The organism is Simplicispira piscis (assembly GCF_054783455.1).
The window spans coordinates 46,291-71,619 of sequence record NZ_BAAGQN010000004.1 but is presented as its reverse complement, the minus strand read 5'-3'; the positions used below and the strand labels follow the sequence as shown (position 1 = coordinate 71,619).

The 25,329-nt window shown below is 62.5% G+C and carries 22 protein-coding genes; 7 read left to right on the top strand and 15 right to left on the bottom strand.

What is annotated here, in order from left to right:
• Positions 1 to 2 precede the first annotated feature (2 nt).
• A complete protein-coding gene (rpiA, locus tag ACYVOC_RS01600; protein WP_461160652.1) occupies positions 3 to 692 on the top strand; it encodes a ribose-5-phosphate isomerase RpiA in 690 nt (229 codons plus the stop codon).
• Between the two features lie 36 nt (positions 693 to 728).
• Here rpiA and ACYVOC_RS01595 read toward each other — a convergent pair whose 3' ends face one another.
• The 5 genes from ACYVOC_RS01595 to ACYVOC_RS01575 all read right to left on the bottom strand — a co-directional run bounded on the left by ACYVOC_RS01595 (position 729) and on the right by ACYVOC_RS01575 (position 7,624).
• The gene (locus ACYVOC_RS01595; protein ID WP_461160651.1) at positions 729 to 1,394 is read right to left on the bottom strand and encodes a glutaredoxin family protein; all 666 of its coding nucleotides are present in this window, start codon (positions 1,392 to 1,394) and stop codon (positions 729 to 731) included.
• A gap of 37 nt (positions 1,395 to 1,431) precedes the next feature.
• Positions 1,432 to 3,462 carry a M3 family metallopeptidase gene (locus ACYVOC_RS01590; RefSeq protein WP_461160650.1) on the bottom strand — a complete coding sequence of 677 codons (2,031 nt, stop codon included), beginning with the start codon at positions 3,460 to 3,462 and terminating at the stop codon, positions 1,432 to 1,434.
• Positions 3,463 to 3,512: 50 nt separating this feature from the next.
• A complete protein-coding gene (gene folD, locus ACYVOC_RS01585; protein ID WP_461160649.1) occupies positions 3,513 to 4,367 on the bottom strand; it encodes a bifunctional methylenetetrahydrofolate dehydrogenase/methenyltetrahydrofolate cyclohydrolase FolD in 855 nt (284 codons plus the stop codon).
• 72 nt (positions 4,368 to 4,439) lie between these two features.
• Entirely contained in the window at positions 4,440 to 5,066 is a 627-nt protein-coding gene (locus tag ACYVOC_RS01580; protein WP_116003768.1) for a response regulator transcription factor, read from the bottom strand.
• On the bottom strand, positions 5,063 to 7,624 hold the full coding sequence (locus ACYVOC_RS01575; RefSeq protein ID WP_116003769.1) for a PAS domain S-box protein: 2,562 nt from the start codon (positions 7,622 to 7,624) through the stop codon (positions 5,063 to 5,065). The genes ACYVOC_RS01580 and ACYVOC_RS01575 overlap by 4 nt, the downstream gene beginning before the upstream one ends.
• A gap of 164 nt (positions 7,625 to 7,788) precedes the next feature.
• On the opposite strand from ACYVOC_RS01575, the gene aceE reads away from it, so the two are divergent.
• The 4 genes from aceE to ACYVOC_RS01555 all read left to right on the top strand — a co-directional run bounded on the left by aceE (position 7,789) and on the right by ACYVOC_RS01555 (position 14,112).
• Positions 7,789 to 10,497, top strand: a complete 2,709-nt coding sequence (aceE, locus tag ACYVOC_RS01570; RefSeq protein WP_461160648.1) for a pyruvate dehydrogenase (acetyl-transferring), homodimeric type — start codon at positions 7,789 to 7,791, stop codon at positions 10,495 to 10,497.
• Between the two features lie 101 nt (positions 10,498 to 10,598).
• Complete coding sequence (gene aceF, locus ACYVOC_RS01565; RefSeq protein WP_461160647.1) at positions 10,599 to 11,960, top strand: dihydrolipoyllysine-residue acetyltransferase; 1,362 nt, start codon at positions 10,599 to 10,601, stop codon at positions 11,958 to 11,960.
• 16 nt (positions 11,961 to 11,976) lie between these two features.
• Positions 11,977 to 13,857 carry a dihydrolipoyl dehydrogenase gene (lpdA, locus tag ACYVOC_RS01560; protein ID WP_461160646.1) on the top strand — a complete coding sequence of 627 codons (1,881 nt, stop codon included), beginning with the start codon at positions 11,977 to 11,979 and terminating at the stop codon, positions 13,855 to 13,857.
• Positions 13,858 to 13,890: 33 nt separating this feature from the next.
• The gene (locus tag ACYVOC_RS01555) at positions 13,891 to 14,112 is read left to right on the top strand and encodes a DUF3079 domain-containing protein (protein WP_461160645.1); all 222 of its coding nucleotides are present in this window, start codon (positions 13,891 to 13,893) and stop codon (positions 14,110 to 14,112) included.
• 71 nt (positions 14,113 to 14,183) lie between these two features.
• Here the strand turns inward: ACYVOC_RS01555 and ACYVOC_RS01550 are convergent, their stop codons facing one another.
• From ACYVOC_RS01550 to ACYVOC_RS01535, 4 genes are read right to left on the bottom strand one after another with little or no spacing between them, the layout of a single operon-like run.
• Positions 14,184 to 15,455, bottom strand: coding sequence for a hypothetical protein (locus tag ACYVOC_RS01550; protein WP_461160644.1), 1,272 nt, complete (start codon positions 15,453 to 15,455; stop codon positions 14,184 to 14,186).
• Positions 15,456 to 15,459: 4 nt separating this feature from the next.
• A complete protein-coding gene (locus ACYVOC_RS01545) occupies positions 15,460 to 16,242 on the bottom strand; it encodes an outer membrane lipoprotein-sorting protein (RefSeq protein ID WP_461160643.1) in 783 nt (260 codons plus the stop codon).
• 13 nt (positions 16,243 to 16,255) lie between these two features.
• Positions 16,256 to 17,644 (bottom strand): ABC transporter permease, encoded by a 1,389-nt coding sequence (locus tag ACYVOC_RS01540; RefSeq protein WP_461160642.1) that lies wholly within the window; start codon positions 17,642 to 17,644, stop codon positions 16,256 to 16,258.
• Entirely contained in the window at positions 17,641 to 18,348 is a 708-nt protein-coding gene (locus tag ACYVOC_RS01535; protein ID WP_461160641.1) for an ABC transporter ATP-binding protein, read from the bottom strand. The genes ACYVOC_RS01540 and ACYVOC_RS01535 overlap by 4 nt, the downstream gene beginning before the upstream one ends.
• Before the next feature lie 131 nt (positions 18,349 to 18,479).
• Here ACYVOC_RS01535 and ACYVOC_RS01530 point away from each other — a divergent pair, with 131 nt between their 5' ends.
• Positions 18,480 to 19,355, top strand: coding sequence for an AraC family transcriptional regulator (locus tag ACYVOC_RS01530; protein WP_461160640.1), 876 nt, complete (start codon positions 18,480 to 18,482; stop codon positions 19,353 to 19,355).
• Between the two features lie 208 nt (positions 19,356 to 19,563).
• Here the strand turns inward: ACYVOC_RS01530 and ACYVOC_RS01525 are convergent, their stop codons facing one another.
• Positions 19,564 to 20,136: a YceI family protein gene (locus tag ACYVOC_RS01525; protein WP_461160639.1), complete on the bottom strand. Its 573-nt coding sequence runs from the start codon at positions 20,134 to 20,136 to the stop codon at positions 19,564 to 19,566.
• A gap of 308 nt (positions 20,137 to 20,444) precedes the next feature.
• On the opposite strand from ACYVOC_RS01525, the gene ACYVOC_RS01520 reads away from it, so the two are divergent.
• On the top strand, positions 20,445 to 21,413 hold the full coding sequence (locus ACYVOC_RS01520) for a DUF6910 family protein (RefSeq protein ID WP_461160638.1): 969 nt from the start codon (positions 20,445 to 20,447) through the stop codon (positions 21,411 to 21,413).
• Between the two features lie 136 nt (positions 21,414 to 21,549).
• Here the strand turns inward: ACYVOC_RS01520 and ACYVOC_RS01515 are convergent, their stop codons facing one another.
• The 5 genes from ACYVOC_RS01515 to ACYVOC_RS01495 all read right to left on the bottom strand — a co-directional run bounded on the left by ACYVOC_RS01515 (position 21,550) and on the right by ACYVOC_RS01495 (position 25,328).
• Complete coding sequence (locus ACYVOC_RS01515; RefSeq protein ID WP_461160637.1) at positions 21,550 to 21,717, bottom strand: hypothetical protein; 168 nt, start codon at positions 21,715 to 21,717, stop codon at positions 21,550 to 21,552.
• Positions 21,718 to 21,730: 13 nt separating this feature from the next.
• Positions 21,731 to 22,804, bottom strand: coding sequence for a YeeE/YedE thiosulfate transporter family protein (locus tag ACYVOC_RS01510; protein ID WP_461160636.1), 1,074 nt, complete (start codon positions 22,802 to 22,804; stop codon positions 21,731 to 21,733).
• Positions 22,805 to 22,808: 4 nt separating this feature from the next.
• Positions 22,809 to 23,762 carry a sulfurtransferase gene (locus tag ACYVOC_RS01505; protein ID WP_461160635.1) on the bottom strand — a complete coding sequence of 318 codons (954 nt, stop codon included), beginning with the start codon at positions 23,760 to 23,762 and terminating at the stop codon, positions 22,809 to 22,811.
• Between the two features lie 312 nt (positions 23,763 to 24,074).
• Positions 24,075 to 24,326, bottom strand: a complete 252-nt coding sequence (locus ACYVOC_RS01500; RefSeq protein WP_461160634.1) for a GlsB/YeaQ/YmgE family stress response membrane protein — start codon at positions 24,324 to 24,326, stop codon at positions 24,075 to 24,077.
• Between the two features lie 252 nt (positions 24,327 to 24,578).
• Positions 24,579 to 25,328, bottom strand: a complete 750-nt coding sequence (locus ACYVOC_RS01495) for a diguanylate cyclase domain-containing protein (RefSeq protein WP_461160633.1) — start codon at positions 25,326 to 25,328, stop codon at positions 24,579 to 24,581.
• Between the last annotated feature and the right edge of the window lies 1 nt (position 25,329).

The following is a 25,329-nucleotide window of genomic DNA, read 5'->3' as shown; positions in this document are numbered from 1 at the left end:
CCATGACGACACCTACCCCCCTGACCCAAGACGAACTCAAGGCCCTGGTTGGCCAGGCTGCCCTGCGCTATGTGGTGCCCGGCGACATTGTGGGCGTGGGCACCGGCTCCACCGTCAACAAGTTTATTGACGCACTGGCCACGATCAAGGACCAGGTGCGCGGCGCTGTTTCCAGCTCCATCGCCAGCACCGAGCGTCTGCGCGCTATCGGCATCCCGGTGTTCGACGCCAACGAGGTCGAGCAGCTCGCGGTCTATGTGGACGGCGCCGATGAAATCGATGGGAAGGGCTACATGGTCAAGGGCGGCGGCGCTGCCCTGACGCGAGAGAAAATCGTGGCGTCGCTGGCGCGGCAATTCGTCTGCATCGCTGATGAATCCAAGCTTGTGGATACGCTGGGGCGCTTTCCCCTGCCGGTAGAGGTCATCCCCATGGCAGCGGCGCATATTGCCCGCCGCTTTGCCGTATTGGGCGGCCAGGCCACGCTGCGCCTGAAGAATGACCAGCCGCTGGTGACCGACAACGGACAGCACATCCTGGATGTAACAGGTCTGCGCATTGCTGATCCGCTTGCGATCGAGTCAGAGATCAATCAGTGGGCTGGGGTGGTCACCGTGGGTATTTTTGCGCACCAGAAGGCGCAGGTCTGCCTGCTGGGCACGGCCCAAGGTGTGCAGACGCTGACCTATTGAGCGTGTTAACGGGCTCCGGTGCCGTGGCCCGTTTGCTCAGAACCGGATACCGGCCGGGTTGGATGGCGTTGGAGTGCCTGGTTCCGGTGGGGGCGGTGCGGGGCGTGCGCGCACAGGCGCACGCTGGGCTTCTGCGGCTTCGGCAGGGGCTGAAGCTGGCTCAGCACGCTTGAGAGCGACCAGCGGCGTCGCGGCGGGGCGCCGGTAGCTGGGTGGCAGTTTCGATTCTTTGGGGTACCCGGCCAAGTCAAGGTACTGCGTCCATTCCGTGTCAGAAAAACCGCGCAGCTGTTGCCCACCAATGGTTCCAAAGGGCAGGCTGGCGTCTCCGCTCAGCCTTTGGAGCGCGGCGACATCGTCTTGCGTTTCGACGGTACGTTCGGTGAACGGCACACCGCGCAGCGTCAACAAGTTGCGTGCGTTGACACAAGGCGAACAGTCCGGGCCCGAGTAGAGAGTGACGGGAAACTTGGATGCCACCTGGCGCAGCTCGTAGGGCAGGGATGCCGTAGCGCCGGATGATGCGGGTCCCGGCATCACCATGCTCTCGGTCGCAGCGGCCTTGCTGGGGGCTCGATCCGAGAAGGTGACTTTGCCGTCCGGCCCGACAATGCGGTGAACAGACTGGGCCAAGGCCAGGTTGCAGGCACTGGCGGCGCAGAGCAAGGAAAACAGGGCGAAGGATGGGCGCATCAGGTTCATCGGACGGTCTCCAAAAGCGGTGGCAATCGCAGTATTTTCAAGCCATTCCCTGGTGGCGCAAGAGCGCATCCAGGCTGGGTTCGCGGCCCCGGAAGGCTTTGAAGGATTCCATCGCGGGGCGGCTACCGCCCGCCTCCAGAATGGACTGGCGGTAACGGCGCCCGGTTTCGGCATTGGGTGTGCCATCGGGGGCCGCGGTTTCCTCAAACGCGGCGTAGGCGTCGGCACTGAGCACCTCGGCCCATTTGTAGCTGTAATAACCAGCGGCATAGCCGCCGGCAAAAATATGGCTGAAGGTGTGCGCCGTGCGGCTAAAGGCCGGTGGCTGCAATACGGCCACTTCGGCGCGCACCAGGTCCAGCAGGGGCATGAAATCCTGCGCTGGGTCGTGCTCGGTGTGCAGCAGCATGTCGAACAATGCGAACTCGATCTGGCGCAAGGTTTGCATGCCACTCTGGAAGTTCTTGGCGGCGATCATTTTGTCGAACAGCGGCCGGGGCAGGGGTGCCCCCGTGTCCACATGGGCGGTCATGTGCTGCAGAACCTCCCATTCCCAGCAAAAATTTTCCATGAACTGGCTGGGCAGCTCCACCGCATCCCACTCCACGCCGCCAATGCCCGAAACATCGCGTTCATTCACCTGCGTCAGCATGTGGTGCAGGCCGTGGCCAAATTCGTGGAACAGGGTGATGACGTCGTCGTGCGTGAGCAGGGCCGGTTTGCCGTCCACACCGCTGGCAAAGTTGCACACCAGATGGGCCACCGGGGTTTGCAAGGCGCCAGTGTCGGGGCGCAGCCAGCGGGTACGCACGTCGTCCATCCAGGCGCCGCCGCGTTTGCCGGTGCGCGCGGGCTGGTCCAGGTAGAACTGGCCGACCAGAGTGCCGCCCCGTTCGATGCGGTAGAACTCCACCGCCGGGTGCCATACCGGAGCCTGGTCGGGCCGGATGGCCACTTCAAACAGCGTTTCAATAATTTTGAACAGGCCGGCCAGCACCGTGGGGGCCGGGAAATACTGACGCAGTTCCTGCTCACTGAAAGCGTAGCGGGCTTCCTTGAGCTTCTCGGCCACATAGGGCCAGTCCCAGGCCTGCGGGTCGTTCAAGCCCAGCTGTTCGGCGGCAAAGGCGCGCAGATCGGCCACGTCTTTTTCGGCATGGGGGCGCGCACGGCGGGCCAGGTCGCGCAAAAAAGCGACCACTTCGGTGGGCGACTGTGCCATTTTGGGTACCACGGACACTTCACCAAAATTGGCGTAGCCCAGTAGGCGTGCTTCTTCCTGGCGCAAAGCCAGAATTTCCTGGATGAAGGCGCTGTTGTCAAAGCGCGTGGCATCGCCTTCGGCCTGGTCAGAAGCGCGGGTGGTGTAGGCGCGGTAGAGCCGCTCGCGCAAGGCGCTGCTGCGGGCAAACTGCATCACGGGCAGATAACACGGCATTTTCAGCGTGAGCTTGTAGCCCTCTTTGCCTTCGGCCTCGGCAGCCTGCCGTGCGGCCTGCTGCACATCTTGTGGAACGCCGTCGAGTTCTTCGGCGCGGGTGTAGTAGGCAAAGACGTCGGTAGCGTCGAGCGTGTTCTCGCTGAATTTTTGCTGCAGCTCGGCCTGGCGCTCCTGGATTTGGGCGAAGCGCTCTTTGGCGGCCCCAGTGAGTTCGGCGCCCGAGAGCACGAAGTTGCGCACGGCGTTCTTCAGGGCTTGGCGCTGTTCGGCATTGAGCAGCGCCGGGTCGATGGCTTTGTACTTGGCATACAGGCGTTCGTCGGCGCCCAGGCGCGTCCAGAACTCGGTCACGCGCGGCAAGGCCTCGTTGTAGGCGGCGCGCAGCTCAGGTGTGTCGGCCACGCTGTTGAGGTGGCTCACCGCACCCCAGGCGCGCCCCAGTTCCTCGGTGGCAACGTCCAGCACCTGGGCGATGGCGTCCCAGCGCGCAGGGAAATCAGTGGCTGTCACCGCTTCCAGCGCCGTATCAGCGCGGCCTAGCAGGGCGTCGATGGCGGGTGCTACATCGGCAGGCGCGATGCGGTCGAATGCGGGCAGGTCGGAGAAGTCGAGAAGGGGATTGCTCATGCGGGCTTAGATGGCGGCGCGGGGCGCAGGTTCAAGGCGGGGGCGCGGTGTCAGCGTGCAGCCGTGCGTTCAGCGGCTTCGAGGGTGTTGACCAGCAGCATGGTGATGGTCATGGGGCCTACGCCGCCGGGCACGGGCGTGATATGGCTGGCCACGGCCTTGACGCCGTCAAAGTCCACGTCGCCGCAGAGCTTGCCTTCATCGTTGCGGTTCATGCCCACGTCCAGCACCACAGCGCCAGGTTTGACCATGTCGGCCGTGAGCACGTTGCGCTTGCCCACGGCGGCGACGATTACGTCGGCCTGCAGCGTCAGGGCCCTGAGGTCCTTGGTGGCGCTGTGGCAGATGGTGACCGTGGCGTTTTTGCCCAGCAGCATCAGTGCCATGGGCTTGCCCACGATGTTGCTGCGGCCGATGACCACGGCGTGCTTGCCCTTGAGGTCGTAGCCGATGCTCTCCAGCATTTTCATGCAGCCGTACGGCGTGCAGGGCCAGAAGCCGGGCATGCCGGTCATCAATGCGCCTGCGCTGGCCATGTGGAAGCCATCGACGTCCTTGGCGGGCGAGATGGCCTCGATGACCTTTTGCGCATCGATGTGCGCGGGCAAGGGCAGCTGCACCAGGATGCCGTGGATGGCGGGGTCTTTGTTGAGGGCGTTGACCCGCGCCAGCAGCTCGGCTTCGCCCAGGTCGGCGGGGTATTGTTCCAGCACCGAGTGCAAGCCCGCCTCATGGCAGGCCTTGACCTTGTTGCGCACATAGACCTGGCTGGCAGGGTTATCGCCCACCAGTACCACGGCCAAGCCAGGGGTAATGCCACGGGCTTTGAGGGCCTGGGCGCGTTCGGCCACTTCCGTGCGCAGCTGGCGGGAGAGGGCGTTGCCGTCAATCAGTTGGGCTGTCATGCTCAAAATTTAAATAAAAAGTGGCTCTAACGCACTACTGGTAAGCGCTGAAAGCTATAAAAAGAGGAGTCATCAAGCCTTGGGCGCATTCTGGCCCAGGGCGATTTTGAGCAGGTCGGCCACGGTGTTGGCGCCTAGCTTTTCCATGATGTTGGCGCGGTGCGCCTCCACGGTCTTGATGCTGATGCCCAGGTCGTCGGCGATCTGCTTGTTCAGGCGGCCGGCCACGATGCGCTCGAGCACCTGTGCTTCGCGGCTGGTGAGTTTGGAAAGCAGGGCGTCGCGGCTGGCGGCCTGTTGGTGGCCTGCAAAGGCTTCGCGTGCGTGGTCGAGCATGCGCTCGACGAGGTTCACCAGTGCTTCTTCGTTGAAAGGCTTCTGGATGAAATCCAGCGCGCCTTTCTTCATGGTGTCGACAGCCATGGGTACGTCGCCATGGCCGGTGATGAAGACGATGGGCAAGGGAGAATTGCGCTCCAGCAAGCGGTCTTGCAGGTCCAGTCCGGTCATGCCGCCCATGCGGATATCGACGATCAGGCAGGCAATCTCGCGCGGGTCGTAGCGCGACAGAAACGATTCGGCCGAGTCGAAACATCGTACCCGGTAGTCTCTGCCTTCGAGCAGCCATTGAAGCGAATCGCGGACGGCTTCATCGTCGTCCACCACATAGACGGTGCCTTTTTTGGGAATCAAACTCATGCAATTGTCCTTGGGGTGTGTGCGTTTGCTACAGGTTCTGTAGTGTCGTTGGCAGGCGCAGCGAGCGGTAACCAGAAAGAAAATCGGCAACCCGTGACCTCTAAACCATTGTAGATGTTCTCGGCCTGCATCCTGCCCTGGTGCGATTCGACAATGCTACGGCACAGGTTCAGACCCATGCCCATGCCTTCACTTTTTGTGGAGAAAAAGGCTTCGAACAGGCGTTCGAGCACTTCAGTGGCCAGGCCCTTGCCCGTGTCCTGTACCGAAAACTCGACCACCTGCAGGCCCTCGATCTGGCGCGGAACCACGCGCAGTTCCACACTGCGCCCTGCGAGGGCGCGCTCGGCGTGGGCAATGGATTCGGCGCCGTTCTTCATGAGGTTGACCAGCACCTGTTCGATCAGGATGGTGTCGGCCATGACAGGAGGCAGGCGGGCGGCCACATAGTGGGTCAGGCGCACGTTGTGGCGGCGCAGCTCGATGTCGGCCAGCTCTACGGCCTCATTCACCATGGCGGCCACGTCGGCCAGCTGTCGGTTGGGCTCGCTTTTCTTCACGAAATCGCGGATGCGCTGGATGATCTGGCCCGCGCGCTGTGCCTGGTGCGCAGTTTTCTCCAGGGCGGCCAGCAAGGTTTCTTCGGTGATATTGCCGCTGTGGATGCGTGAAATGATGCCGCTGCAGTAGTTGCTGATGGCGGTCAGCGGTTGGTTCAGTTCGTGGGCCACGCTCGACGCCATCTCGCCCATGGTGATCAGGCGGCTGACCGACTGGGCGCGCTCGGTCTGGCGCGCCGTCTGTTCTTCGGCCAGGCGGCGCGGCGTGATGTCTGTGGCAATCACCATCTGCGCCAGGCGCCCATCGACCCAGCTGAGATAGCGCGAGCGCACCTCCAGCCATTTGCCCAGGTCGGGCAGGTAGATTTCGGCGTTTTCCGAGTGCGCACTGGTCAGCGGGTCGGCGGGCAGGCCCATCAGGCCGTCTTCGTCGTCCGCACCGCTGGCACTGGCGCTGGAGGCGGGCAAGACGCCGGCCTGGGCGACCAGTTGCAGGTGACCGCCGGTTTGCGAGCCAAACCACAAGCGGTAGAGCTTGTTGGCAAACAACAGCTCTTCACTGCCCAAAGGGGCCACCGAGACCGAGGCGTCCAGCGATTCGAGCACGATGGTGAAGCGCTCGTGCGAGGCCGACAGCTGCTCGCGGATGCGGTTGGGCTCGGTTATGTCGGTCATCGAGGTCATCCAGCCTGTCTGCTGGCCCCGGGCGTCGATCAGGGGCGACACATACAGGCGCGCATCGAACAGGGCCCCGTTCTTGCGCCGCACCCGCACCTGGAAGCCACCGGAGACGGTTTTGCCATTCAGCTCATCCTGCAGTCGGGCGCTGAGCTGCTCATATTCGGATTCGGGCCAGTAAGGGAAGGGGGCGGTCTGGCCCACCAGCTCGGCTTCGGTCCAGCCGGTCATCTGGCAGAAAGCCGCGTTCACGTAGGTGATGCGCCCCTGCAGGTCGAGCGCGCGCATGCCGGTGAGCACCGAGTTTTCCATGGCGCGGCGGAAATTGGTTTCAGCCACCAGGGCCAGTTGGGCCTGCATGCGGCGGCGGGTGTGGCGCCAGGTGGCAATCAGCATCCAGGCCGTCATGGCGCTGAGGGTACCCACCAGCCAGAACAAGCCGCTGCCCACCACACCGAGTGACGTGCGGTAGGCCTGCGCACGCAGCACCAGGCCGTTGCCCACTGGTGAAATAGGCACGGCGTACTCGTTGGCCTTAGCGCTCCAGGGTATCCACTGTGCGGCCCGGTTGCGGTTCTGCAGGGGAGTGCCCGCCAGCACCTGGCCCTTGTCGTCCAGCAGTGTCACGGCGTAACGTGCCAGCACCTCGGTGGGCGTGCCATAGCGCAGCAGGCTGTCAATGGAGTATTCGCCGAGCACCACCCCGCCGAACTTGCCTTGCACGTTGAGTGGAACAAGCACCTGCAGCAAAGGCGTTGACTCGTTAGCGACGGCCGATGGCTGGACATACACGGGCTGCTGCAGGTCCCGGGTCAGGCCAAAGTTGTCTGCGGTGGGGCCGGGCTTAAGCACTTCACCCGCCACGCGCACCTGGCTACCCGCCAGTGTGGGTGCGGAGTGGCTGGCGCGGATGCGGCCGCGCTCGTCGATCCAGGTGATGGCCTGCAGTTCAGGGTATTGGCTGACCAGAGACTCGGCGCGCTGGCCGAACTGGGTGCGCTCCATGTCCTGGTTGGAGAGGTCGCGTGCGATGCGCATGATCTGCTCTTGGCGCTCGAGCAGGCGCAGGCGCACCCGCTGTTGCGCGTATTCGATGTCGCGGCGCAAAGCTTCTTGCTCGCGCTCGCCTTCTTCCACGCGCAGGTACCAGAAAGCGGCCACGATGGCTGCCATGAAGATCAGCACGGCGGCCAGCGGCGCCAGGGCGGCAAACCGGTCCTGGCGCACCGGAGAAAGGCTGCGCCACCAGACACGCCACCACTGGGCCAGTGCGGCACGGGACAGCTTTCGCGGTGGTGTGGCGGGTGGTTGCTCCAACATGCCCCCGAGTGTAGGGGAGCGCCGGGCGAGCCTTCGCCCAGCAAATGTGCGTTTGCAGCAAAATATCACATAGTAAAAATGAAAAGCATAATTTGAAAAATAGAAAAATTGTGCAAAAATAGGGCGAACGCACTAAATTGTGGCAATTACCTAGGAGACAAAACATGTCCACTCAACCCGATTCCCCGGCCGTTCACGGCGAGCCCACCGACATCGACCAACAGGAAACCCGTGAGTGGATGGAGGCACTCTCCGCCGTCATCGAAAAAGAAGGCCCTGAGCGTGCCCACTTCCTGCTCGAGCAGCTCCTGGAACATGCCCGCCAGAGCAGCATCGACCTGCCGTTTTCTGCCAACACCGGCTACGTGAATACGCTTGAGCCCGACCAGGAAGCGCGTTGCCCGGGCAATATTTCGATTGAAAAACGCCTGCGCGCTTACATGCGCTGGAACGCCATGGCCATGGTGGTGCGTGCCAACCGCCTGCACCCGGCCGACGGCGGCGACCTGGGCGGTCACATTGGCTCCTTTGCCTCGCTCGCCAGTATGTGGGGCGCCGGTTTCAACCACTTCTGGCACGCCGAGAGTGAAAACCACGGCGGCGACTGCATTTACTTCCAGGGCCACAGCGCGCCAGGCATTTACGCCCGCGCCTATCTGGAAGGCCGCATTACCGAAGACCAGCTGGAAAATTTTCGGCAAGAAGTGGGCGGCAAGGGGCTCTCTAGCTACCCGCACCCCAAGCTGATGCCGGGCTTCTGGCAGTTCCCCACCGTCAGCATGGGCCTGGGGCCGATGATGGCGATCTACCAGGCGCGTTTTCTCAAGTACCTGCACGCCCGCGGCATTGCCGATACGGCCAACCGCAAAGTCTGGGTGTTTTTGGGCGACGGCGAGATGGACGAGCCAGAAAGCAAGGGCGCCATCAGCCTCGCGGCGCGCGAGAACCTCGACAACCTGATCTTCGTCATCAACTGCAACCTGCAGCGGCTCGACGGCCCGGTGCGCGGCAACGGCAAGATCATCCAGGAGCTCGAGGGTGACTTCCGCGGTGCCGGCTGGCACGTCATCAAGCTCCTGTGGGGCAAGGGCTGGGACGACCTGCTGGCGCGCGACAAGAGCGGCAAGCTGCGCCAAGTGATGATGGAAACGCTGGACGGCGACTACCAGACCTACCGCGCCATGGATGGCGCCTACATTCGCAAGCATTTCTTTGGCAAGTATCCCGAGACGCTCAAGCTCGTAGAGCACCTGAGCGACGATGACATCTGGGAGCTGCGCCGTGGTGGCCACGACCCTGAAAAGGTGTACGCCGCCTTCCATTCGGCCAACGCCCACCAGGGCCATCCGACCGTGCTGCTCGTCAAGACCGTCAAGGGCTATGGCATGGGCAAGGCCGGCGAGGCCAAGAACACGGTGCACCAGACCAAGAAACTGGCGGACGAGGACATCCGCTACATCCGCGACCGCTTCGCCATTCCCATCCCCGACAGCGAACTGGAAAAGCTGCCGTATTACAAGCCGGCCGACGACACGCCGGAAATGCAATACCTGCACCAGCGGCGCAAGGCGCTGGGCGGCTACCTGCCCAAGCGGCGCCAGCAGGCCGACGAGCACTTCACCGTGCCGTCGCTGGAGACGTTCAAGGCCGTTCTGGAGCCCACGGCCGAAGGCCGCGAGATCAGCACCACCCAGGCCTATGTGCGCTTCCTGACGCAGTTGCTGCGCGACAAGGCCCTGGGCCCGCGCGTGGTGCCCATTCTGGTGGACGAGGCGCGCACCTTCGGCATGGAGGGCATGTTCCGCCAGATCGGCATCTACAACCCCCGTGGCCAGCTCTACACCCCGGTCGACCGCGAGCAGGTGATGTACTATAAGGAGCAGGTGGACGGCCAGATCCTGCAAGAAGGCATCAACGAAGCGGGCGGCATGTGCTCATGGATCGCGGCGGCAACGTCGTATTCCACGAACAACCGCATCATGATTCCGTTCTTCGTGTACTACTCGATGTTCGGCTTTCAGCGCTTTGGCGACTTTGCCTGGGCGGCGGGCGACATGCAGGCGCGCGGCTTTATTTTGGGCGGCACCTCGGGCCGCACCACGCTCAACGGCGAAGGCCTGCAGCATGAAGACGGCCACAGCCACATTCTGGCCAACACCATTCCCAACTGCGTGAGCTACGACCCGAGCTTTGCGCACGAGGTGGCCGTCATCATGCATGAGGGCCTCAAGCGCATGGTGGAACGCCAGGAAAACGTGTACTACTACATCACCCTGTTGAATGAAAACTACGCCATGCCCGGCCTCACGCCCGGCACCGAAGAGCAGATCATCAAGGGCATGTACCTGTGCAAACAAGGCGCCGAAGGCGACAAGCGCGTGCAACTGCTGGGCTCGGGCTCCATCCTGCGCGAGTCACTCGAAGCGCAAAAGCTGCTTGCGGCGGAGTGGGGCATACAGGCCGATGTCTGGAGCTGCACCAGCTTCAACGAGCTGACCCGCGAAGGCCAGGACGCCGAGCGCTGGAACCTGCTGCACCCGCTGGAGACACCGCGTGTACCGTTTGCCACGCAGCAGCTGACCAGCCGCAGCGGCCCGGTGGTGGCTTCGACCGACTACATGAAGGCGTTTGCCGAGCAGATTCGTTCGTACATTCCCGCAGGCCGTGCGTACAAAGTGCTGGGCACCGACGGCTTTGGCCGCAGTGATTTCCGCAGCAAGCTGCGCGAGCATTTCGAGATCAACCGCCACTACATCGTCGTTGCCGCGCTCAAGGCGCTCAGCGAAGAAGGCGCCGTGCCTGCGACCAAGGTGGCCGAGGCGATTGCCAAATATGGCATTCAGGCCGACAAGATCAATCCGCTGCACGCATAACCAGAACCGGAGGCAAACCGTGAACCCCCACGCTCATATTCATTCGCTGCCCCCCAAGGGGGCGCATGCCTCCTTCGAGGCGGTTCGGCAGGAGGCATAACATGGCATTGGTAGACATCCAGATCCCGGACATCGGGGACGTTGACGAAGTAGGCGTGATTGAATTGCTGGTCAAACCCGGTGACACGGTGAAGGCCGAGCAGTCGCTCATTACGGTGGAATCCGACAAGGCGTCGATGGAAATTCCGTCGAGCCATGCAGGCGTGGTCAAGGAGCTGCGCGTGCAGGTGGGCGACAAGGTCAAGCAGGGCTCCGTCGTGCTGACACTTGAAGTGGCGGGGGCCTCGGAATCTGCATCAAATCCGGCTCCAGCGCCCGCCGTGCAAGCGCAAGCAGCTATCAAAACAGAAGAAGTTGTAGCTGCACCCGCAGCAGCGCCCGCTGCGGCACCGCCACCCGCCGCCGTTCCCGCGGCGGCGCCGCTGGTCGCCGCCGCAGTACCGGCCCATCAGCCTGGTACGCCCAGTGCGGGCTTGCCCCATGCATCGCCGTCGGTGCGCAAGTTTGCGCGGGCGCTGGGCGTGCCGCTGGACGAACTGGTCGGTACAGGCCCCAAGGGCCGCATCACGCAGGACGATGTGCAGAACTTCACCAAGTCGGTGATGGGCGGCGCAGCGCAAACCCGCGCTGCCGCTGCCAAGGCCCCGGCGGCGGGTGGTTCGGGCGAGGGCCTGAACCTGCTGCCCTGGCCCAAGGTGGACTTTGCCAAGTTTGGTCCCATCGAGCGCAAAGATATTTCGCGCATCAAAAAGATCAGCGGTGCCAACCTGCACCGCAACTGGGTGGTCATCCCGCACGTCACCAACCATGACGATGCCGACATCACCGAGCTCGAAGCCTTCCGCGTGCAACTGAACAAAGAGAACGAGAAGAGTGGCGTGAAGGTCACCATGCTGGCCTTCATGATCAAGGCGGCCGTGGCTGCGCTCAAGAAGTTTCCCGAGTTCAACGCCTCGCTCGATGGCGAGCAGCTGGTGTTCAAAAACTACTTCCACATCGGCTTTGCGGCCGATACGCCCAACGGCCTGATGGTGCCGGTCATCAAGGATGCCGACAAGAAAGGCATCTTCGAGATCAGCCAGGAGATGGGCGAACTGGCCAAGAAGGCGCGCGAAGGCAAGCTGAGCCCGGCCGAGATGAGCGGCGGGTGCTTCTCCATCAGCTCGCTCGGTGGCATTGGCGGGCGGTATTTCACGCCCATCATCAACGCGCCCGAAGTGGCCATCATGGGTGTCTGCAAGAGCAGCATTGAACCCCAATGGGACGGCAAGCAGTTCGTGCCGCGCCTCTCGCTGCCGCTCAGCCTGAGCTGGGACCACCGCGTGATCGACGGCGCCGCCGCTGCGCGTTTCAACGTGTACTTTGCCTCGCTGCTGGCGGACTTCCGCCGCATCGTGCTTTAACCGGGGGGCAATGCACATGGCAATCATCGACATCAAGGTGCCCGACATTGGCGATTTCGCCGAAGTGGCCATCATCGAAGTGCTGGTCCAGCCCGGCGACACCATCAAGGCCGAGCAAAGCCTGGTCACGGTCGAGTCCGACAAGGCCTCGATGGAAATCCCCTCCAGCCACGCCGGCGTGGTCAAAGAGCTGCGCGTGAAGCTGGGCGACAAGATCGCCGAAGGCTCGGTGGTGCTGACGCTCGAGACCGCTACTGCAGCAGCATCCTCGCCCGCTGCCACCACCGTTCATGCTCCTGAAAATGGAGCTGCTAACGCTTTATCTACAAGTGTTTCAGATAAAAAAATACCTGAAACCGCCAGTAATCAAGCGCAACCAGCTCCTAAAAATGAAGCAGCCAGTTTGGGTGGCACTGCGGATATCGAGTGCGACCTCGTCGTGCTCGGTGGCGGCCCTGGCGGCTATTCGGCGGCATTCCGTGCGGCCGACCTGGGCCTGAAGGTTGTCCTCGTCGAACGCTACGCCCAGCTCGGCGGCGTGTGCCTGAACGTGGGGTGCATTCCCTCCAAGGCGTTGCTGCATGTGGCCGCCGTCATGGACGAGGTGAGCCACCTGTCGGCGGCGGGCATCGACTTTGGTGCCCCCCAAATCAATGTGGACACGCTGCGTGGCCACAAGGAAAAGGTCATCGCCAAGCTCACCGGCGGCCTGGCCGCCATGGCCAAAATGCGCAAGGTGACCACCGTGCGTGGATACGGTGCCTTTGTGGGCGCCAACCACCTGGAGGTGGAAGAAACCACCGGCACCAGCCAGGACAAGACGGGTGTCAAGAAGGTCATCGCCTTCAAAAAAGCCATCATTGCCGCAGGCAGCCAGGCCGTGCGCCTGCCCTTCATGCCCGACGACCCGCGTGTGGTCGACTCCACCGGTGCCCTGGCGCTGCAGGGCGTTCCCAAGCGCATGCTCATCCTCGGCGGCGGCATCATCGGCCTGGAGATGGGCACCGTCTACAGCACGCTGGGTGCGCGCCTGGATGTGGTGGAAATGATGGACGGCCTGATGCAAGGCGCCGACCGCGATCTGGTCAAGATCTGGCAGAAGATGAACGCCAAGCGTTTTGACAACATCATGCTCAAGACGAAAACCGTGGGCGCCGAGGCCACTGCGGACGGCATCAAAGTCACGTTTGCGCCAGCAGAAGAGGGCGGCACTGCGCCGGAGCCCCAAACCTACGACCTGGTGCTGCAGGCCGTGGGCCGCACGCCCAACGGCAAGAAGATCGCCGCCGACAAAGCGGGCGTGACCGTGACGGACCGTGGCTTCATCAACGTCGATATCCAGATGCGCACCAACGTGCCGCACATCTTCGCCATCGGCGACATCGTCGGCCAGCCCATGCTGGCGCACAAGGCAGTGCACGAGGCGCATGTGGCAGCGGAAGTCATCGCAGGCGAGCTGCAGGGCAACAAGGAGTTGGCCAGCGCCGCCTTCAACGCCCGCGTCATCCCCAGCGTGGCCTACACAGACCCCGAAGTGGCATGGGTCGGCCTCACTGAAGACCAGGCCAAGGCGCAGGGCATCAAAGTCAAGAAGGGCCTGTTCCCCTGGACGGCCTCCGGCCGCGCCATCGCCAATGGCCGCGATGAAGGCGTTACCAAGTTGCTGTTCGACGACTCGCCCGAGGCGCATGGCCACGGCAAGATCCTGGGCGGCGGCATCGTCGGCACGCATGCGGGCGACATGATTGGCGAGATTGCGCTCGCCATTGAAATGGGCGCCGATGCGGTAGACATCGGCAAAACGATTCACCCGCACCCCACGCTGGGCGAGAGCATCGGCATGGCGGCCGAGATTGCGCATGGCAGTTGCACGGACGTGCCCCCAGCACGCAAGTAAGCCGGAGCGCGGCCACCGGCGCTGAGCATGGCCATGGCAGTCAAGAAGTTTCCTCAGGCCCCTGCCCACCCCGAGAGGGTGTGCTGGGGTTGCGACCTGTATTGCCCTGCCAAGGACATGCGCTGCGGCAACGGTTCGGACCGCACGCCGCATCCGGCAGAGCTGTTCGGGGAAGACTGGGCTCAGTGGGGAGAGACGGACGCAACGCATGAGGCCAACACCACCGGTTCGGTCACGCCAAAAAAGGATGTTTAAAGGCCCGTAGACTGTGGGTCTGTTTGTCTTTGTGAACCGCAGGTGCTGTCACAGGACTGACGGTATTGCGCTCAAAAATACCGGCGTACGCTGACCTGCAAAGTCCGAGGAGCGGCGCCGAAATCACTGCGCGGGGTTCCGCTGGAACTCTGCCATTGCAAGGCCAGGTCGGTTTGGGTCCAGTGGTACCGGGCCTCCAGCCAGTGCAGGCGGCTGTGGTCAGCGCCATTGAAGCGCACCATGGCGCTCAGGTCCAGGTGAGGCGCCAAGGCATCGGGCCAGTTCATGGAGAGCGCGTACTGCTGGCGAGTCGTCAATTCCTGCGCCGACTGCGTCCAACTGCGGTACAGCGCATACGCCCATGGGGAACCGCTTTGCAGATCGCTCCACTGCGATGCGGCGGGTGCGGCGCTGTTGCTGGAATATTCCAGGGTGAGCGAGAGTTTGTGGCCAGTGGTGTAGGTAATGCCTGTACTCAGGCGCTGCTGAAAGCGCTGATCTTCGGTCCATCCCAAGGCCTGCGACACCTGCGAGCGGCCGCGCCCTCCGGACCATTCCATGAAAACCACGGTGGCATCGTTGGCCAGTGCGGCCAGATTGAAGCCAATCTGCGGAGGTTTGCGCTCTTCACCATAAAGTAACCACTGCGGATTCAGGCGTTCACTCAACCGCTGGCTCCAGGTCAGTAGCCAGCGGTTGCTGGCGTTGGTGGCTCCTTCGTTCAGTGCGAAAGGAGCGCTCTTTGGCAGCCTGGCCAAACGCGGCGAGAGCAGTGCCGTCAGCGCCCCGTCGGCCCACAGCGTCTGGCCGCGCAGCATGAATGCACCTTGGCGGTTCTTCTTGAGGCTGTTCGGATCGACCGACACCAGTGAGCGAAGGGAGTTGGTGCGGAAGTAGTCGGTGGGGTTGTAGCCCGTGGCAACGCCAAAGCGTGCATTGATGCGCCCCAGGTCCAGCGCTTGCGCATCAGTGGGTTGCCAGCCCACATAGGCTTCCTTGAGGGTGTTGATGCGGTGCTCGGTGCCGTACTGGGCGGGCCAGTCCAGGTCCAGACGGTTCGCCAACACTCCGCGCCAGCCCGGGGCCAGCGACTTGTCGAGTTGCAGATCCAGCGACAGGCGCTGGTTGCTGTGCGTACCCACTGGGTTGCACACCTGGCCTGCGGCTATTTCAGCAAACCAGTGCCAGTCACTGGCGGCAACCGAAGGCGGTGGGGGCGTGTCGGCCAGCCGCAGCGCGTCGAGGTCACTGGTTTGTGCTGCAGCCATAGAGCACGTCAGGGCTGCCGCCAGTGCCCCTAGCCACTGCCACGATGGTCGTATTCCCACAATGTGAGGCTGCATGGCGCTACTCAGGTTTGAAGCGAGGCAGGTAGTCCCGCTGCAACCAGGCGTCGGGCACCTCGCGCCGTACCCAATCGGAAAACCGCATTACCGTGACCCATTGGGGGTCCAGTCCGTCAATGATCACGGTTTCTGTCGGGCGTTCTTGCCCCAGCTGGCGTTGGTAGCGGCGAAAGTAGGCGGTTTTGAGCAACTGGCCGCTGTCGGCGAAGTAGCGTGCCTTGATGGGCTGGCTGTTGCCTGTGTCGATCCACAATTCGATGCGAGGGTAGCTGACGTCGGTGGTTGGCGCGCTCAGGGCCAGCCGGTAGCACCGGCGCGTCTTGCGTTCGCCATCCTGCATGTCTCCCTCGCCCTCCAGCGTGGCCTGGTAGTCCTTGGCCAGGTTGACGGTGACCACGTCGCCGTTGGAGGCCTGGCCCAGCAAGCGCTGCTGGGGCGACAGGCGGATGCTGGCCTTGCTGCCAGGGTCGAAGAACCACAGGTCTTTGCCGCTGTAGAGCATGAGCTTGTTGGCATCGCGTGCTGGCGCCACAAAGCGCACCAGGTTGCGATACTGCCCGCTGCTGGTGTCGGCCTTGGAGTAGATTGCCAGCGTGCTGGTATCGGTCTGCTGGCCGTTGCGGTACTCGATCAGGGTGTTGGTCAACCCGAACGAAAAGTCAGGATTGCGCACCGCATCGCTGGCGGCCAGGATGTCCTGGGCACTGGGCGCGCCAAAGGCCGTTCCGATGCTTGCCAACAGCATCAACGGCATCAGCAGCAGGAATATGTATTGCTTTTTCATGGTCGTTTGCTCTTTAGGTGTGGCGCAGGGCGTCCACGATCAATAGGCGGGCAGCACGTCTGGCTGGCCACCAGGCGGACAGCCCCGCCACCACCACCAGGCCTGCAGCGCAACCCGCGACCATGGCCCAGGCGCCCCAGACGCGCACTTTGAGTGGGTAGGCGTATACATAGCCGGGAGGGGTCCAGGTCAAGCCGCTGTGGTTGATGAGTGCAGCCAGCAGCAGGGCCATCAGGGAACCCAGCACGGCTCCGGCCACGCCCAGCACCAAGCCTTCGCACACAAACAGACGGTGAATGCCGCCTTGGCGCAGTCCTATGGCCCGCAACGTTCCGATCTCGGTGGTGCGTTCGACCACCGCCATGCTCATGGTGTTGCCCACGGTGAACAGCACAATGACACCTATCAGCGTGGCGATGAAACCAAACACCGATTGAAAGAACTCGATGGTCTGGCCGTAGATTGGCGCCAGGGTTTCATAGTCCACTACCTCCAGTTGACTGTCTGGCTTGCCGGTTTCGAGCATTTGCTCCAAGCGGGCCTTGGCCTCGGGTATTTGCGCTGTATGCCGCAACTGGATCTGGATGGCAGTGACCTGGGGCGCGTCCGCGCCATAGACCAGGCGCTGGGCTTGCGCCAAGTGCATCATGGTGTAGCTGTCGTCAAACTCCTTGAGCCCAAAGTTTTCGGCTTTGACCGCGTTCAGTCCAACCACATTGGGTGCGCCATGCACCGTGGCCGCCAGTATTTCGATGTGTGTTTGCGGCGCCTGGGGCGCGACCTGGGTCTCCTGCGCAGACAGGGCAAGGATGTCGTCGGGAGCCGGTACACCGGATGCAGTGCTGGATTTGGCAGGCGACTGGCAGGGCTGAACCCCCAGCTCTTGACACAACTGCAGTTTGCGCGCCACGCCCGCGCCTATCACGATGGAGTCTGCGGGTGTATTGAGCAGTGCAATGGGCGGCGCGTAGCTCATGTTGCCGTAGTCGTCCCATTCGCGCAGCTGTGCTTGCTCAGGCGCCACAACGCCCGACGAATAGACATTGGTAGACACTCCGGCTGAAAAATTTCCAGCAATACCGCCAAGTTGCAGCTTGGGGGTGACCACTGTCAGCATGGGCGCCAGCACCGGGTCGCGGCGCACTTGCTCCAGCATCGGCACATAGTCTGCAATGGCGTAGTCGGCCGGGTTGCCGCTGCCATAGAGAAAGTAGTCTTTGCGCTGAATCTGCAAGTGCCCATGCAGTTGCACATAGCCCGTCTGCATGGCGTAGATGGTGCTTCCTGCGTAGCCACCAAATAGCAAAATGGCGCACAAGCCGATCACCATAGCCAGCAAGGTGGCCAGCGAACGGCGGCGGTTGCGCAACAGGTTGCGCAGTGCAAGGGTCAGGGTGTTCATGCCGACACCTTTTCCACTTCGGTGTGTCGTGCAATGGAGGTGATACAGCCATCGCGGATGACCACCGTATCGTCGGCCGCCGCCTGAACTTGCGGGTCGTGTGACGAAAACACGAAGGAAACATGGTGTTCGCGCTGCATCTGGCGCATCAGCGCGATGATGGCCGCACCGGTATGGCTGTCCAGGTTGGCCGTGGGCTCGTCGGCCAGCACCAGCGCCGGGGCGGGTGCCAGTGCGCGGGCAATGGCGACACGTTGGCGTTGTCCGCCAGAGAGCTGGCCTGGAAGGTTTTGGGCCTTGTCCGACAGCCCCACGGCGTCCAGCAGCGAGCGCACGCGCTCGCGTCGCTGCGCGCTTGGCATGTTGCATAGCCGCAATGGGTACTCAATATTTTCGTAGGCAGTCAGCACCTGCAGCAGATTGAAGTTCTGGAAGATGAAGCCCAGGTGGCGAGAGCGAAAATCCGACAGGGCATCGTCCGGCAAGGCCAGAATATTCTGCCCAGCCACGATCACCTTGCCTTGGTCGGGATGGTCAATACAGCCCATCACATTGAGCAGCGTCGTCTTGCCGCTGCCCGAAGGGCCGGAGATGACGGTAAAGCAATTAGCCCGTATTTCGAGACTCACCTCGCTTAGGGCCGGAACCTTGATGCTGTCAAGCAGGTAGGTTTTGCAAACATTTTTCAGTATGACGGGGTGCATGGTGCTGGGTGAATAGCGATGGAAAGCGTTGATGCGCACGGCTGGAATGCTCTGCAATCCGCAGTGTCTCAGGCTACACGGAGCGGCGTATTGAACGATTCCGACATGTGCACACCACCTAGAATTGCGGCATGAATTTGCCCGCAATTGCACTTCCAGCCCAGGGTTCGCGTTGCATGATGCTGGCGCCACGCCCATCCCTGGTCGCGTGCGTACGGGGCCATGTCGTGCGCAGCACGGTGGGTCTGGAGCTTGGCCATGAGCAACGGTTCAACCACTTTCCTGCATCTCCGCTATGTGCGATTTGCTGGTTGTTCCAGGGTGAGGCTGCGGTGGTCCGGCGCGGTGACCAGTGGATCCATGAAGCCACGCCGCGTATTGCACTGATCGGTCCGCACAGCGGGCCAGTGGTCAGCCACAACCCCGGCGCTGTCGAGGCGCTGATGGTGGCGATGACCCCAGCTGCAGTGCAGGCGCTTAGTGGGGTATCCATCAGTGCGTTGGTCAACCGCGTGGTTCCGCTGGAGAAGGTATTCGATGCCTCCTGGCTGGCCATGGCGCAGGCGGTGCTTCACGCGTCTGACGATGCCAGCCGCATCCACCTGGTCGAAGAGTTTTTAGAGCCGCGTTGGGCGCTTGTGCGCGATAGCGCGGTATCCCGGGCCGATCGCTTCCACTATTGGGTGGAGAACCTGGGGCTGCGTGCACTGCAGTCTGGAGTGGGTAGCAGCCTGCGCCAGGCAGAGCGGCGCATCAAGCATTGGGCCGGCTTGCCCATGCGCGATCTCCGGCGCATGGCGCGGGCCGAAGATGCTTTTTTTCGTGCAGCGTTGGCCTATGAGGACGGTTCGCTGGATCTGGCAGGGGCCGCTGTGGATAGCGGTTATGCCGATCAGGCGCACATGTGTCGCGAGGTGCGGCGCATCACCGGGCTAAGTCCGGTAGCGCTGCTCAAAGCCATTCAGCAGGACGAAATGTATTGGATGTATAGGCTGCGCGACTTTTAAGACCAGCGAAGTGCATGAGGCGCATGTGGCGGCCGAAGTCATCGCCGATGAACAGCCAGCCCTGCCAGGTCGAGACATAGGTTAAGTCCGAGACCCAGAGTTGGTTCGGTCGATCGGCCCGGAAACTGCCGATTTCAGGACCCGTTCGTCAAATACGCCGCATGAAACCGTTTGAAGGCCGGATCAATAACAAGCTTGCCTTGCCTTGTTATTGCTTGATGGCTTCGATCTGCACCACCACCCGCACGCTGTCGGGAATGCCTGGAAGGCCAAAACCCATTCCCCACTGGCTGCGTGCGATCGTGGCCTCGAAATCCCCGCCGCAGGTGTCGCGCTTCGATCGTGGGTTCTGGTAGCAGTTGAATCGATTGGCCTTGAGGACGACGTCCTGCGCGACGCCCAGCAGCGTCAGTTTGCCGGACACGCCAACGACCTTGTCCGCCTCGAACGTGAATGCGCTGCTTTGAAAAGAGACGCTGGGAAACGCGACCACGTCAAAGAAATCCTTGTTGCGCAGGTGCGCGTCAAAGGGCTTCGAGCCGGTGTTGATCGACGCCGGGTCGATACGGATATCGGCCCGTCCGGTTTTGCCCACGGGGTCCAGCACGACCGTGCCGGCGACCGTATCGAAGCGCCCGCGCGTGGTGGACGTGCCATTGTGGACAACCTCGAACGTGACGAAGCTGTGGTCAGGTTCAACCTCATAAACAATGCCTTGGGCGTAGGCATGACCGGCCCAGACTCCAAGGCTCAACAAGGCTGCAGCAAAACGTTTCGACATGGAAATTCTCCTGCTGGGAAATGCTTGAATCCGTTCAGTATCGCCCAGCGCCACGGTGGCGCGACGGCCATGGGGCACCTCGTTGTCCTACATCAAGGTCCAGTTTTGGCCCGTGTGGCGGCTGCGGCGGGCCGCCTGGTGCTGGCCTGGTTGACCCGCATGCACGCCTTTTTTCTTCTAGCGAATTGGCCGCAGCGAGCGCAGCGCGGGCGATGCCGCGACAAGGTGGCAGCGCGGCAATCCAAGTCAGCACAATAGGCATCTACCAGCCAAGCCAAATCAGCCCCCTCCGCCAAGCCTTGCAACCCATGCCGCGTTTTCCCATGCCCGCTTTTTCTGCCGTCTTGAGTCCTCAATGTCTTGGCACCCTGCGGATACACCCTGCGCAGCATCCGCACGCACGGGCGTATCTGAGTGCTGCAAGTGGTTTGGTGCGCTCGGGGAGAGCGCTGTATGTGGTGGCAGACGATGAGTTGCACCTGGGCGTGTTTGAAGACACCGTTGCTGCCGGAACACCACCTGCGCCCGGTTATTTGTTGCAACTGATGAAGGGCGATTTGCCCAGCGACACGGCGCAGCGCAAACAGGCCAAGCCGGACTTCGAAACCCTGGCCCACTTGCCACCCTTGCCCGGCTGTGCGGGCGGCGCGCTGCTGGCGTTGGGCTCGGGTTCCGGGCCCAACCGTGAGACCGGCGTGCTGCTGGCGCTGGCAGGTCCCGGTCAACTCAATGGACGCCAGTCCATCGTGTCGTTGTCTGCCTTGTATGCGCCGCTGCACAAGCAGTTCGCCGATTTGAATATTGAGGGCGCCTGGGTGGCCAATGGCGCGCTGCACTTGCTGCAGCGGGGCAACAAGGGCGATGCGCGCAGCGCCTGCATCCGTTGCGACTGGAATGCGGCCGCGCCCTGGCTGGCAGGCGTGCAAGCACAGCCACCCGCCATCCAGAGCGTGCAGATGCTGGACCTGGGGGCCGTGGACGGGGTGCCCCTGAGCCTGACCGACGGCGTGCCACTGCCGGGCGGTGGGTGGATGTTCAGCGCGGTGGCCGAAGACATCAGCGATAGCGTGGCAGACGGCGCCTGTGTGGCATCTGCTTTGGGGGTGGTGGCTGCGGACGGCCAGGTGCGCCGTGTGGTGCGACTGCAAGGCGCGCCCAAGGTGGAGGGCATCGCGGTTCAGGCCGAAGGCGTTGGCTGGCGGGTCACGATGGTGACCGACCCCGACGACCCGGCAGTGGCCTCGCAACTGCTGGTTGTGTGCTTACCCCGCGTTTAGTTGCGCCAGCCTGCGCGATCGCCGCATCGCCCGCATTGCATTTTTCAATCCACCGAGTACGCGAAGGCGAAGTGCAGACCGTACAGGCGTACGGCAAGCGAAGCCGACAAAGTAATCGTTTGATTTGGAAATGGAATCACTTGGCCATGGAGCAATGCCCGCCGCTCGTGGCCTGGCCCGAGCCGGCCGCGATCAGCGGTGGTTCGTTGCGCAGGTCTACGGGGGCGGAAGCGGAAAAGTCCCATGCAACAAAGCCCAGCAGACCGAGCCAGAAGACGATTTGCAAATGTTTGGTGGTGCTCAAGGTGCGCCTCCTTTCAGAACCCGTAGCGGCGGCGCAGGCGCACGCCGACCAGCGTGCCGCCAAATGCCAGTGGCACCCAGATCCAGCCGTGCAGGCTTCCGGTGGCGATACCGCTGAGCATGGCGCCCACGTTGCAACCAAAAGCCAGGCGCGAGCTGTACCCCAGGACGAAACCCGCGACGAGGCCAATCGCCCACTGCTTCAGGGTAAGGGGCTGGCTGGCCGGCGATGATCTGGATGAGACCCACAGCGCTCCGGCCAGGATGCCGATGTTGGTGATCGTCGTCACATCCAAAAGAATGGTTTGCGTCAGGCGCTGCGCATTGCCCGCCTGGCTCCAGAACATGTTGGCAGAGGGGTCGAACCCGCCCATCGCCACCGACAGCTTGGCCGCCCACAAACCAAAGCCATAGACGACGCCCCAGGGCTGGCCCGCCAGGAGCAGGTTGAGCGTGGCCAGCGCCGCCAGCGCCACCGCACCCCATACCCAGCGCTTTTCAAACCACTGCCGTCCTGTGCCGACCCAGGCACGCACGGCCAGCAAGGCAAGCGCCAGCAACACAAACGTCAGTGCCAGTGCGCCGCCGGTGCCGAACTTCGCCGGCAGGCTGACGGGTTCGATCTGCCCCAAGGCCAGCCAGTGCTCCAGATGTGCTGAGCCTAGAAAACTCCCCAATGCAAACAGCGGCAGGATGCCCATGTTGAGCGGCACGCCCAGCCCCGCCTTGTACAGCGTGCCCGAACCGCAGCCGTCGGCAATCTGCATCGCCAGGCCGAAAACGAAGGCGCCCACCAGCAGGCTGACGCTCGGCGGACCGAGCGCGGCGTGCAGTTCTGAAAACCGCTCCAACAGCGGCAGCGCGGCCAGGCTGGCCAGTGCCAGCAGCAGTGCCTGCCCGGTCACGCCGCGCGGGTCGCGCCGCTCGATCAGATGCCGCCAGCCGGTGGTGAAGCCAAAACGAGCGCCTGCCAACGCCGCGCCCATGCCGATGCCGACCAGCAGCAGCGCCGCCTGGCGCACCGACACCGAGAGTACGAGAAAGATAAAAAAGGCGGCCATCAGGGCCGCCAGAGGGAGTCGCTTCATTGCGTCAGTTGAAAGTCTTGGCAGTCCACATTTTCGCATCCATCAGCAGTTGCTGGGCGCGGCTGGGCGCGTTGGCCATCGGCAAACCATTCGGATCCTGCGACCATTCGGTCATCGAGCCGGGGTAGAGCTTGACGTTCTTCTGGCCCAGCACTTCGGACATGGCGAACCAGTTGGTTGCCGCCCAGTGGCCGGTGTTGCAGAAGGACACGGTCTCTTTGGCGGGATCGATCGGGCTGGATGCCGCGATCTGCCTGGCCTGTTCGGCGCCGACAAAGGTGGAGCTGCCGACTGCGAACCACTTATCGTGCTGGAAGTTCACGGCGTCGGGCAGCGTGCCGGCGATTTTGGCAGCCGGGGCGCGGGCCTCGCCGTTGAAGAAGGCGGCGGGCCGGGCGTCGATCAGCACGGCGTCCTTGGTTTTCACATGCTGCAGCACTTCGGCGGTGCTTGCGATCAGCGAGGCGTCCAACTGCGGCTGGAAACTGCTGGCTGCAATTTTCACGGCTTCGTTGTTCTGCGCCAGTTGCGCGCCGGACCACGCTTGGACGCCGCCGTTGAGCAGCGACAGCTCCTTCAGGCCCAGCACCTTGAGTGTCCAGTACACACGGGCGCTGGCGCCGAAATCGGTGGCGTCGGCGCCACTGGAGACGACGACGGCGTGCGTCGCAGGGGTCAGGCCCAGGCTCTGCACCAGCGTGGTCAGTTTGGACAGGGCGGGCAGCTCGCCGGGATTGGTCGCGGGCCCACGCCACTGGCCGTAGGGCGCATTGACTGCTCCAGGGATGTGGTTGGCCGCGTACGACTTCGGATCGCGGATATCGATCACCCGCACGTTCGGGTTGGCCAGGCTGGCGTTCAGCTCTTTTGGGGTCAGCAAGGGCTGGGCGGCAAAGGCGCTGGCGGCGGCCAGGCCCAAGCTCAAGCCGGCGATCAGGGTTTTAAGGCGTTGCTGCATGGTCGCTCCAAATAAACATGGCGGGATTCTGCCCAACGCCCGCGGATCAGGGAACGATTCTTTGGTTAGCTTTATATATCGAAATCAATGAAAAGAGTGGTGATTTTCTATTTGATAATGAATATGCTGCCCGTCTGCCAAAGGGCCGCACATCAGCATTTCCCGGCTGCCGGTGACAAGCGCACTATCGATAGAGGTTTGGATTGCTATTGTTTTAATAGCTTTTAATACTTTTTCAATAAGGGCTGCAGGCTGTTTTCAGGCTATTTTCCGTTCCGCTCCAGCCCCCTCTGTGCGCACGGCTCTTGCGGATCACGCCTTTTTCTTGACCAGACCGTAAATGAAGAGCAGCACGATGGCGCCGACGATGGAGGCCAGCCAGCCGGCAGGCGCACCGGGCAAATACCAGCCCATTGCCACGCCTACATAGCGTGCCAGGAACGAGCCGGCAATGCCCAGCACGGCGGTCATGATCCAGCCCAGTTTGTCGTCGCCGGGTTTCACTGCGCGTGCGATCAGCCCCACGATGAGACCCACCAAGATGGTTCCGAGAATGGCAAACATTCAATTCCTTTGTAAAGCAGCCGCATGGCTGGAAAGCGGGGAACTGTAGCCGGAGTGCGGACAATGTGCTCACGCAGGCTTTTGATCAATGCTCTCAACATGCCACACCTGCCCGCTGGCGCCTCGCTTATTTCCATGGTCGGTGGGGACACACAGGGGCAAGGTGACGCGAACACAGGTCTGCGGCATCGATGACGCCCCCTATTCCCTCTGGACGGCTGGTTCTAGAGGGGGCCTGAGTGCTCGGCAAAGTCAGGACGGCATGGTGCCGAGCCTGTTGCCTTTCCGTCTCTTGGCCTCGTACATCGCAAGATCGGCACGCCGCATCAGGGTGTCCGCTTCGACGCCATCATCGGGGTAGCTGGATACTCCGATGCTCAGCGAGATAGATAACGTTCGGCTGCCCATGGTGATGGGCGTGGCGACGGTCGAGGCGATTTTTTGTGAAACCAAGTTTGCGTCGCAAGCCTGTGCAAGGTCGGTGACCAAGACCACGAATTCGTCTCCGCCATAGCGGCAAACGAAGTCGATGTCTCGCACAGAGTTTGCAATGCAATGCGCGGCGTGTTTGATCACTTCATCACCTACGGCATGCCCCAGGGTGTCGTTGATGACTTTGAAACCGTCGATGTCCACAAACAGGATGGCCACGTGATTGCGGTGGCGGTGGGCACTGGCGATGGCGTGGGAAAAGCGTTCCTGCAGGTGTACGCGATTGGGTAATTGCGTCAGCATGTCCAGTCCGTAGGATCTTGAAAGTTCTCCGAGTGCCTGGGCGGCCTGCTCGGCGTCCGTTTGGCTTTGCAGGGCCGAGATGACGAGTTGTTCGTTGACTTCGATCAGAGAGATGCCGTCATCGCCATCGCGTTGCCCGCGCGTATCGGCGATCTGTCGCCTTAGATTAGCCAAGACGGCGCGAGCACGTGCCACTTGCTGTTGCAGGTCGTGCAGTTCATTTTCCGCGTGTGGCGCAGCGGGGAGCTTGTCGGGCGTATGGTTCAAG

Bases quoted from the DNA above. Each gene is read 5' to 3' on its own strand.
- ACYVOC_RS01555 (WP_461160645.1), top strand. From the start codon at position 13,891: ATGGCAGTCAAGAAGTTTCCTCAGGCCCCTGCCCACCCCGAGAGGGTG.
- ACYVOC_RS01510 (WP_461160636.1), bottom strand. From the start codon at position 22,804: ATGAAGCGACTCCCTCTGGCGGCCCTGATGGCCGCCTTTTTTATCTTT.
- ACYVOC_RS01590 (WP_461160650.1), bottom strand. From the start codon at position 3,462: ATGAGCAATCCCCTTCTCGACTTCTCCGACCTGCCCGCATTCGACCGC.
- aceF (WP_461160647.1), top strand. From the start codon at position 10,599: ATGGCATTGGTAGACATCCAGATCCCGGACATCGGGGACGTTGACGAA.
- rpiA (WP_461160652.1), top strand. From the start codon at position 3: ATGACGACACCTACCCCCCTGACCCAAGACGAACTCAAGGCCCTGGTT.
- ACYVOC_RS01530 (WP_461160640.1), top strand. From the start codon at position 18,480: ATGAATTTGCCCGCAATTGCACTTCCAGCCCAGGGTTCGCGTTGCATG.
- ACYVOC_RS01540 (WP_461160642.1), bottom strand. From the start codon at position 17,644: ATGAACACCCTGACCCTTGCACTGCGCAACCTGTTGCGCAACCGCCGC.
- ACYVOC_RS01550 (WP_461160644.1), bottom strand. From the start codon at position 15,455: ATGCAGCCTCACATTGTGGGAATACGACCATCGTGGCAGTGGCTAGGG.
- ACYVOC_RS01525 (WP_461160639.1), bottom strand. From the start codon at position 20,136: ATGTCGAAACGTTTTGCTGCAGCCTTGTTGAGCCTTGGAGTCTGGGCC.
- ACYVOC_RS01580 (WP_116003768.1), bottom strand. From the start codon at position 5,066: ATGAGTTTGATTCCCAAAAAAGGCACCGTCTATGTGGTGGACGACGAT.
- ACYVOC_RS01545 (WP_461160643.1), bottom strand. From the start codon at position 16,242: ATGAAAAAGCAATACATATTCCTGCTGCTGATGCCGTTGATGCTGTTG.
- ACYVOC_RS01595 (WP_461160651.1), bottom strand. From the start codon at position 1,394: ATGAACCTGATGCGCCCATCCTTCGCCCTGTTTTCCTTGCTCTGCGCC.
- folD (WP_461160649.1), bottom strand. From the start codon at position 4,367: ATGACAGCCCAACTGATTGACGGCAACGCCCTCTCCCGCCAGCTGCGC.
- ACYVOC_RS01535 (WP_461160641.1), bottom strand. From the start codon at position 18,348: ATGCACCCCGTCATACTGAAAAATGTTTGCAAAACCTACCTGCTTGAC.
- ACYVOC_RS01520 (WP_461160638.1), top strand. From the start codon at position 20,445: ATGCCGCGTTTTCCCATGCCCGCTTTTTCTGCCGTCTTGAGTCCTCAA.
- aceE (WP_461160648.1), top strand. From the start codon at position 7,789: ATGTCCACTCAACCCGATTCCCCGGCCGTTCACGGCGAGCCCACCGAC.
- lpdA (WP_461160646.1), top strand. From the start codon at position 11,977: ATGGCAATCATCGACATCAAGGTGCCCGACATTGGCGATTTCGCCGAA.
- ACYVOC_RS01500 (WP_461160634.1), bottom strand. From the start codon at position 24,326: ATGTTTGCCATTCTCGGAACCATCTTGGTGGGTCTCATCGTGGGGCTG.
- ACYVOC_RS01505 (WP_461160635.1), bottom strand. From the start codon at position 23,762: ATGCAGCAACGCCTTAAAACCCTGATCGCCGGCTTGAGCTTGGGCCTG.
- ACYVOC_RS01575 (WP_116003769.1), bottom strand. From the start codon at position 7,624: ATGTTGGAGCAACCACCCGCCACACCACCGCGAAAGCTGTCCCGTGCC.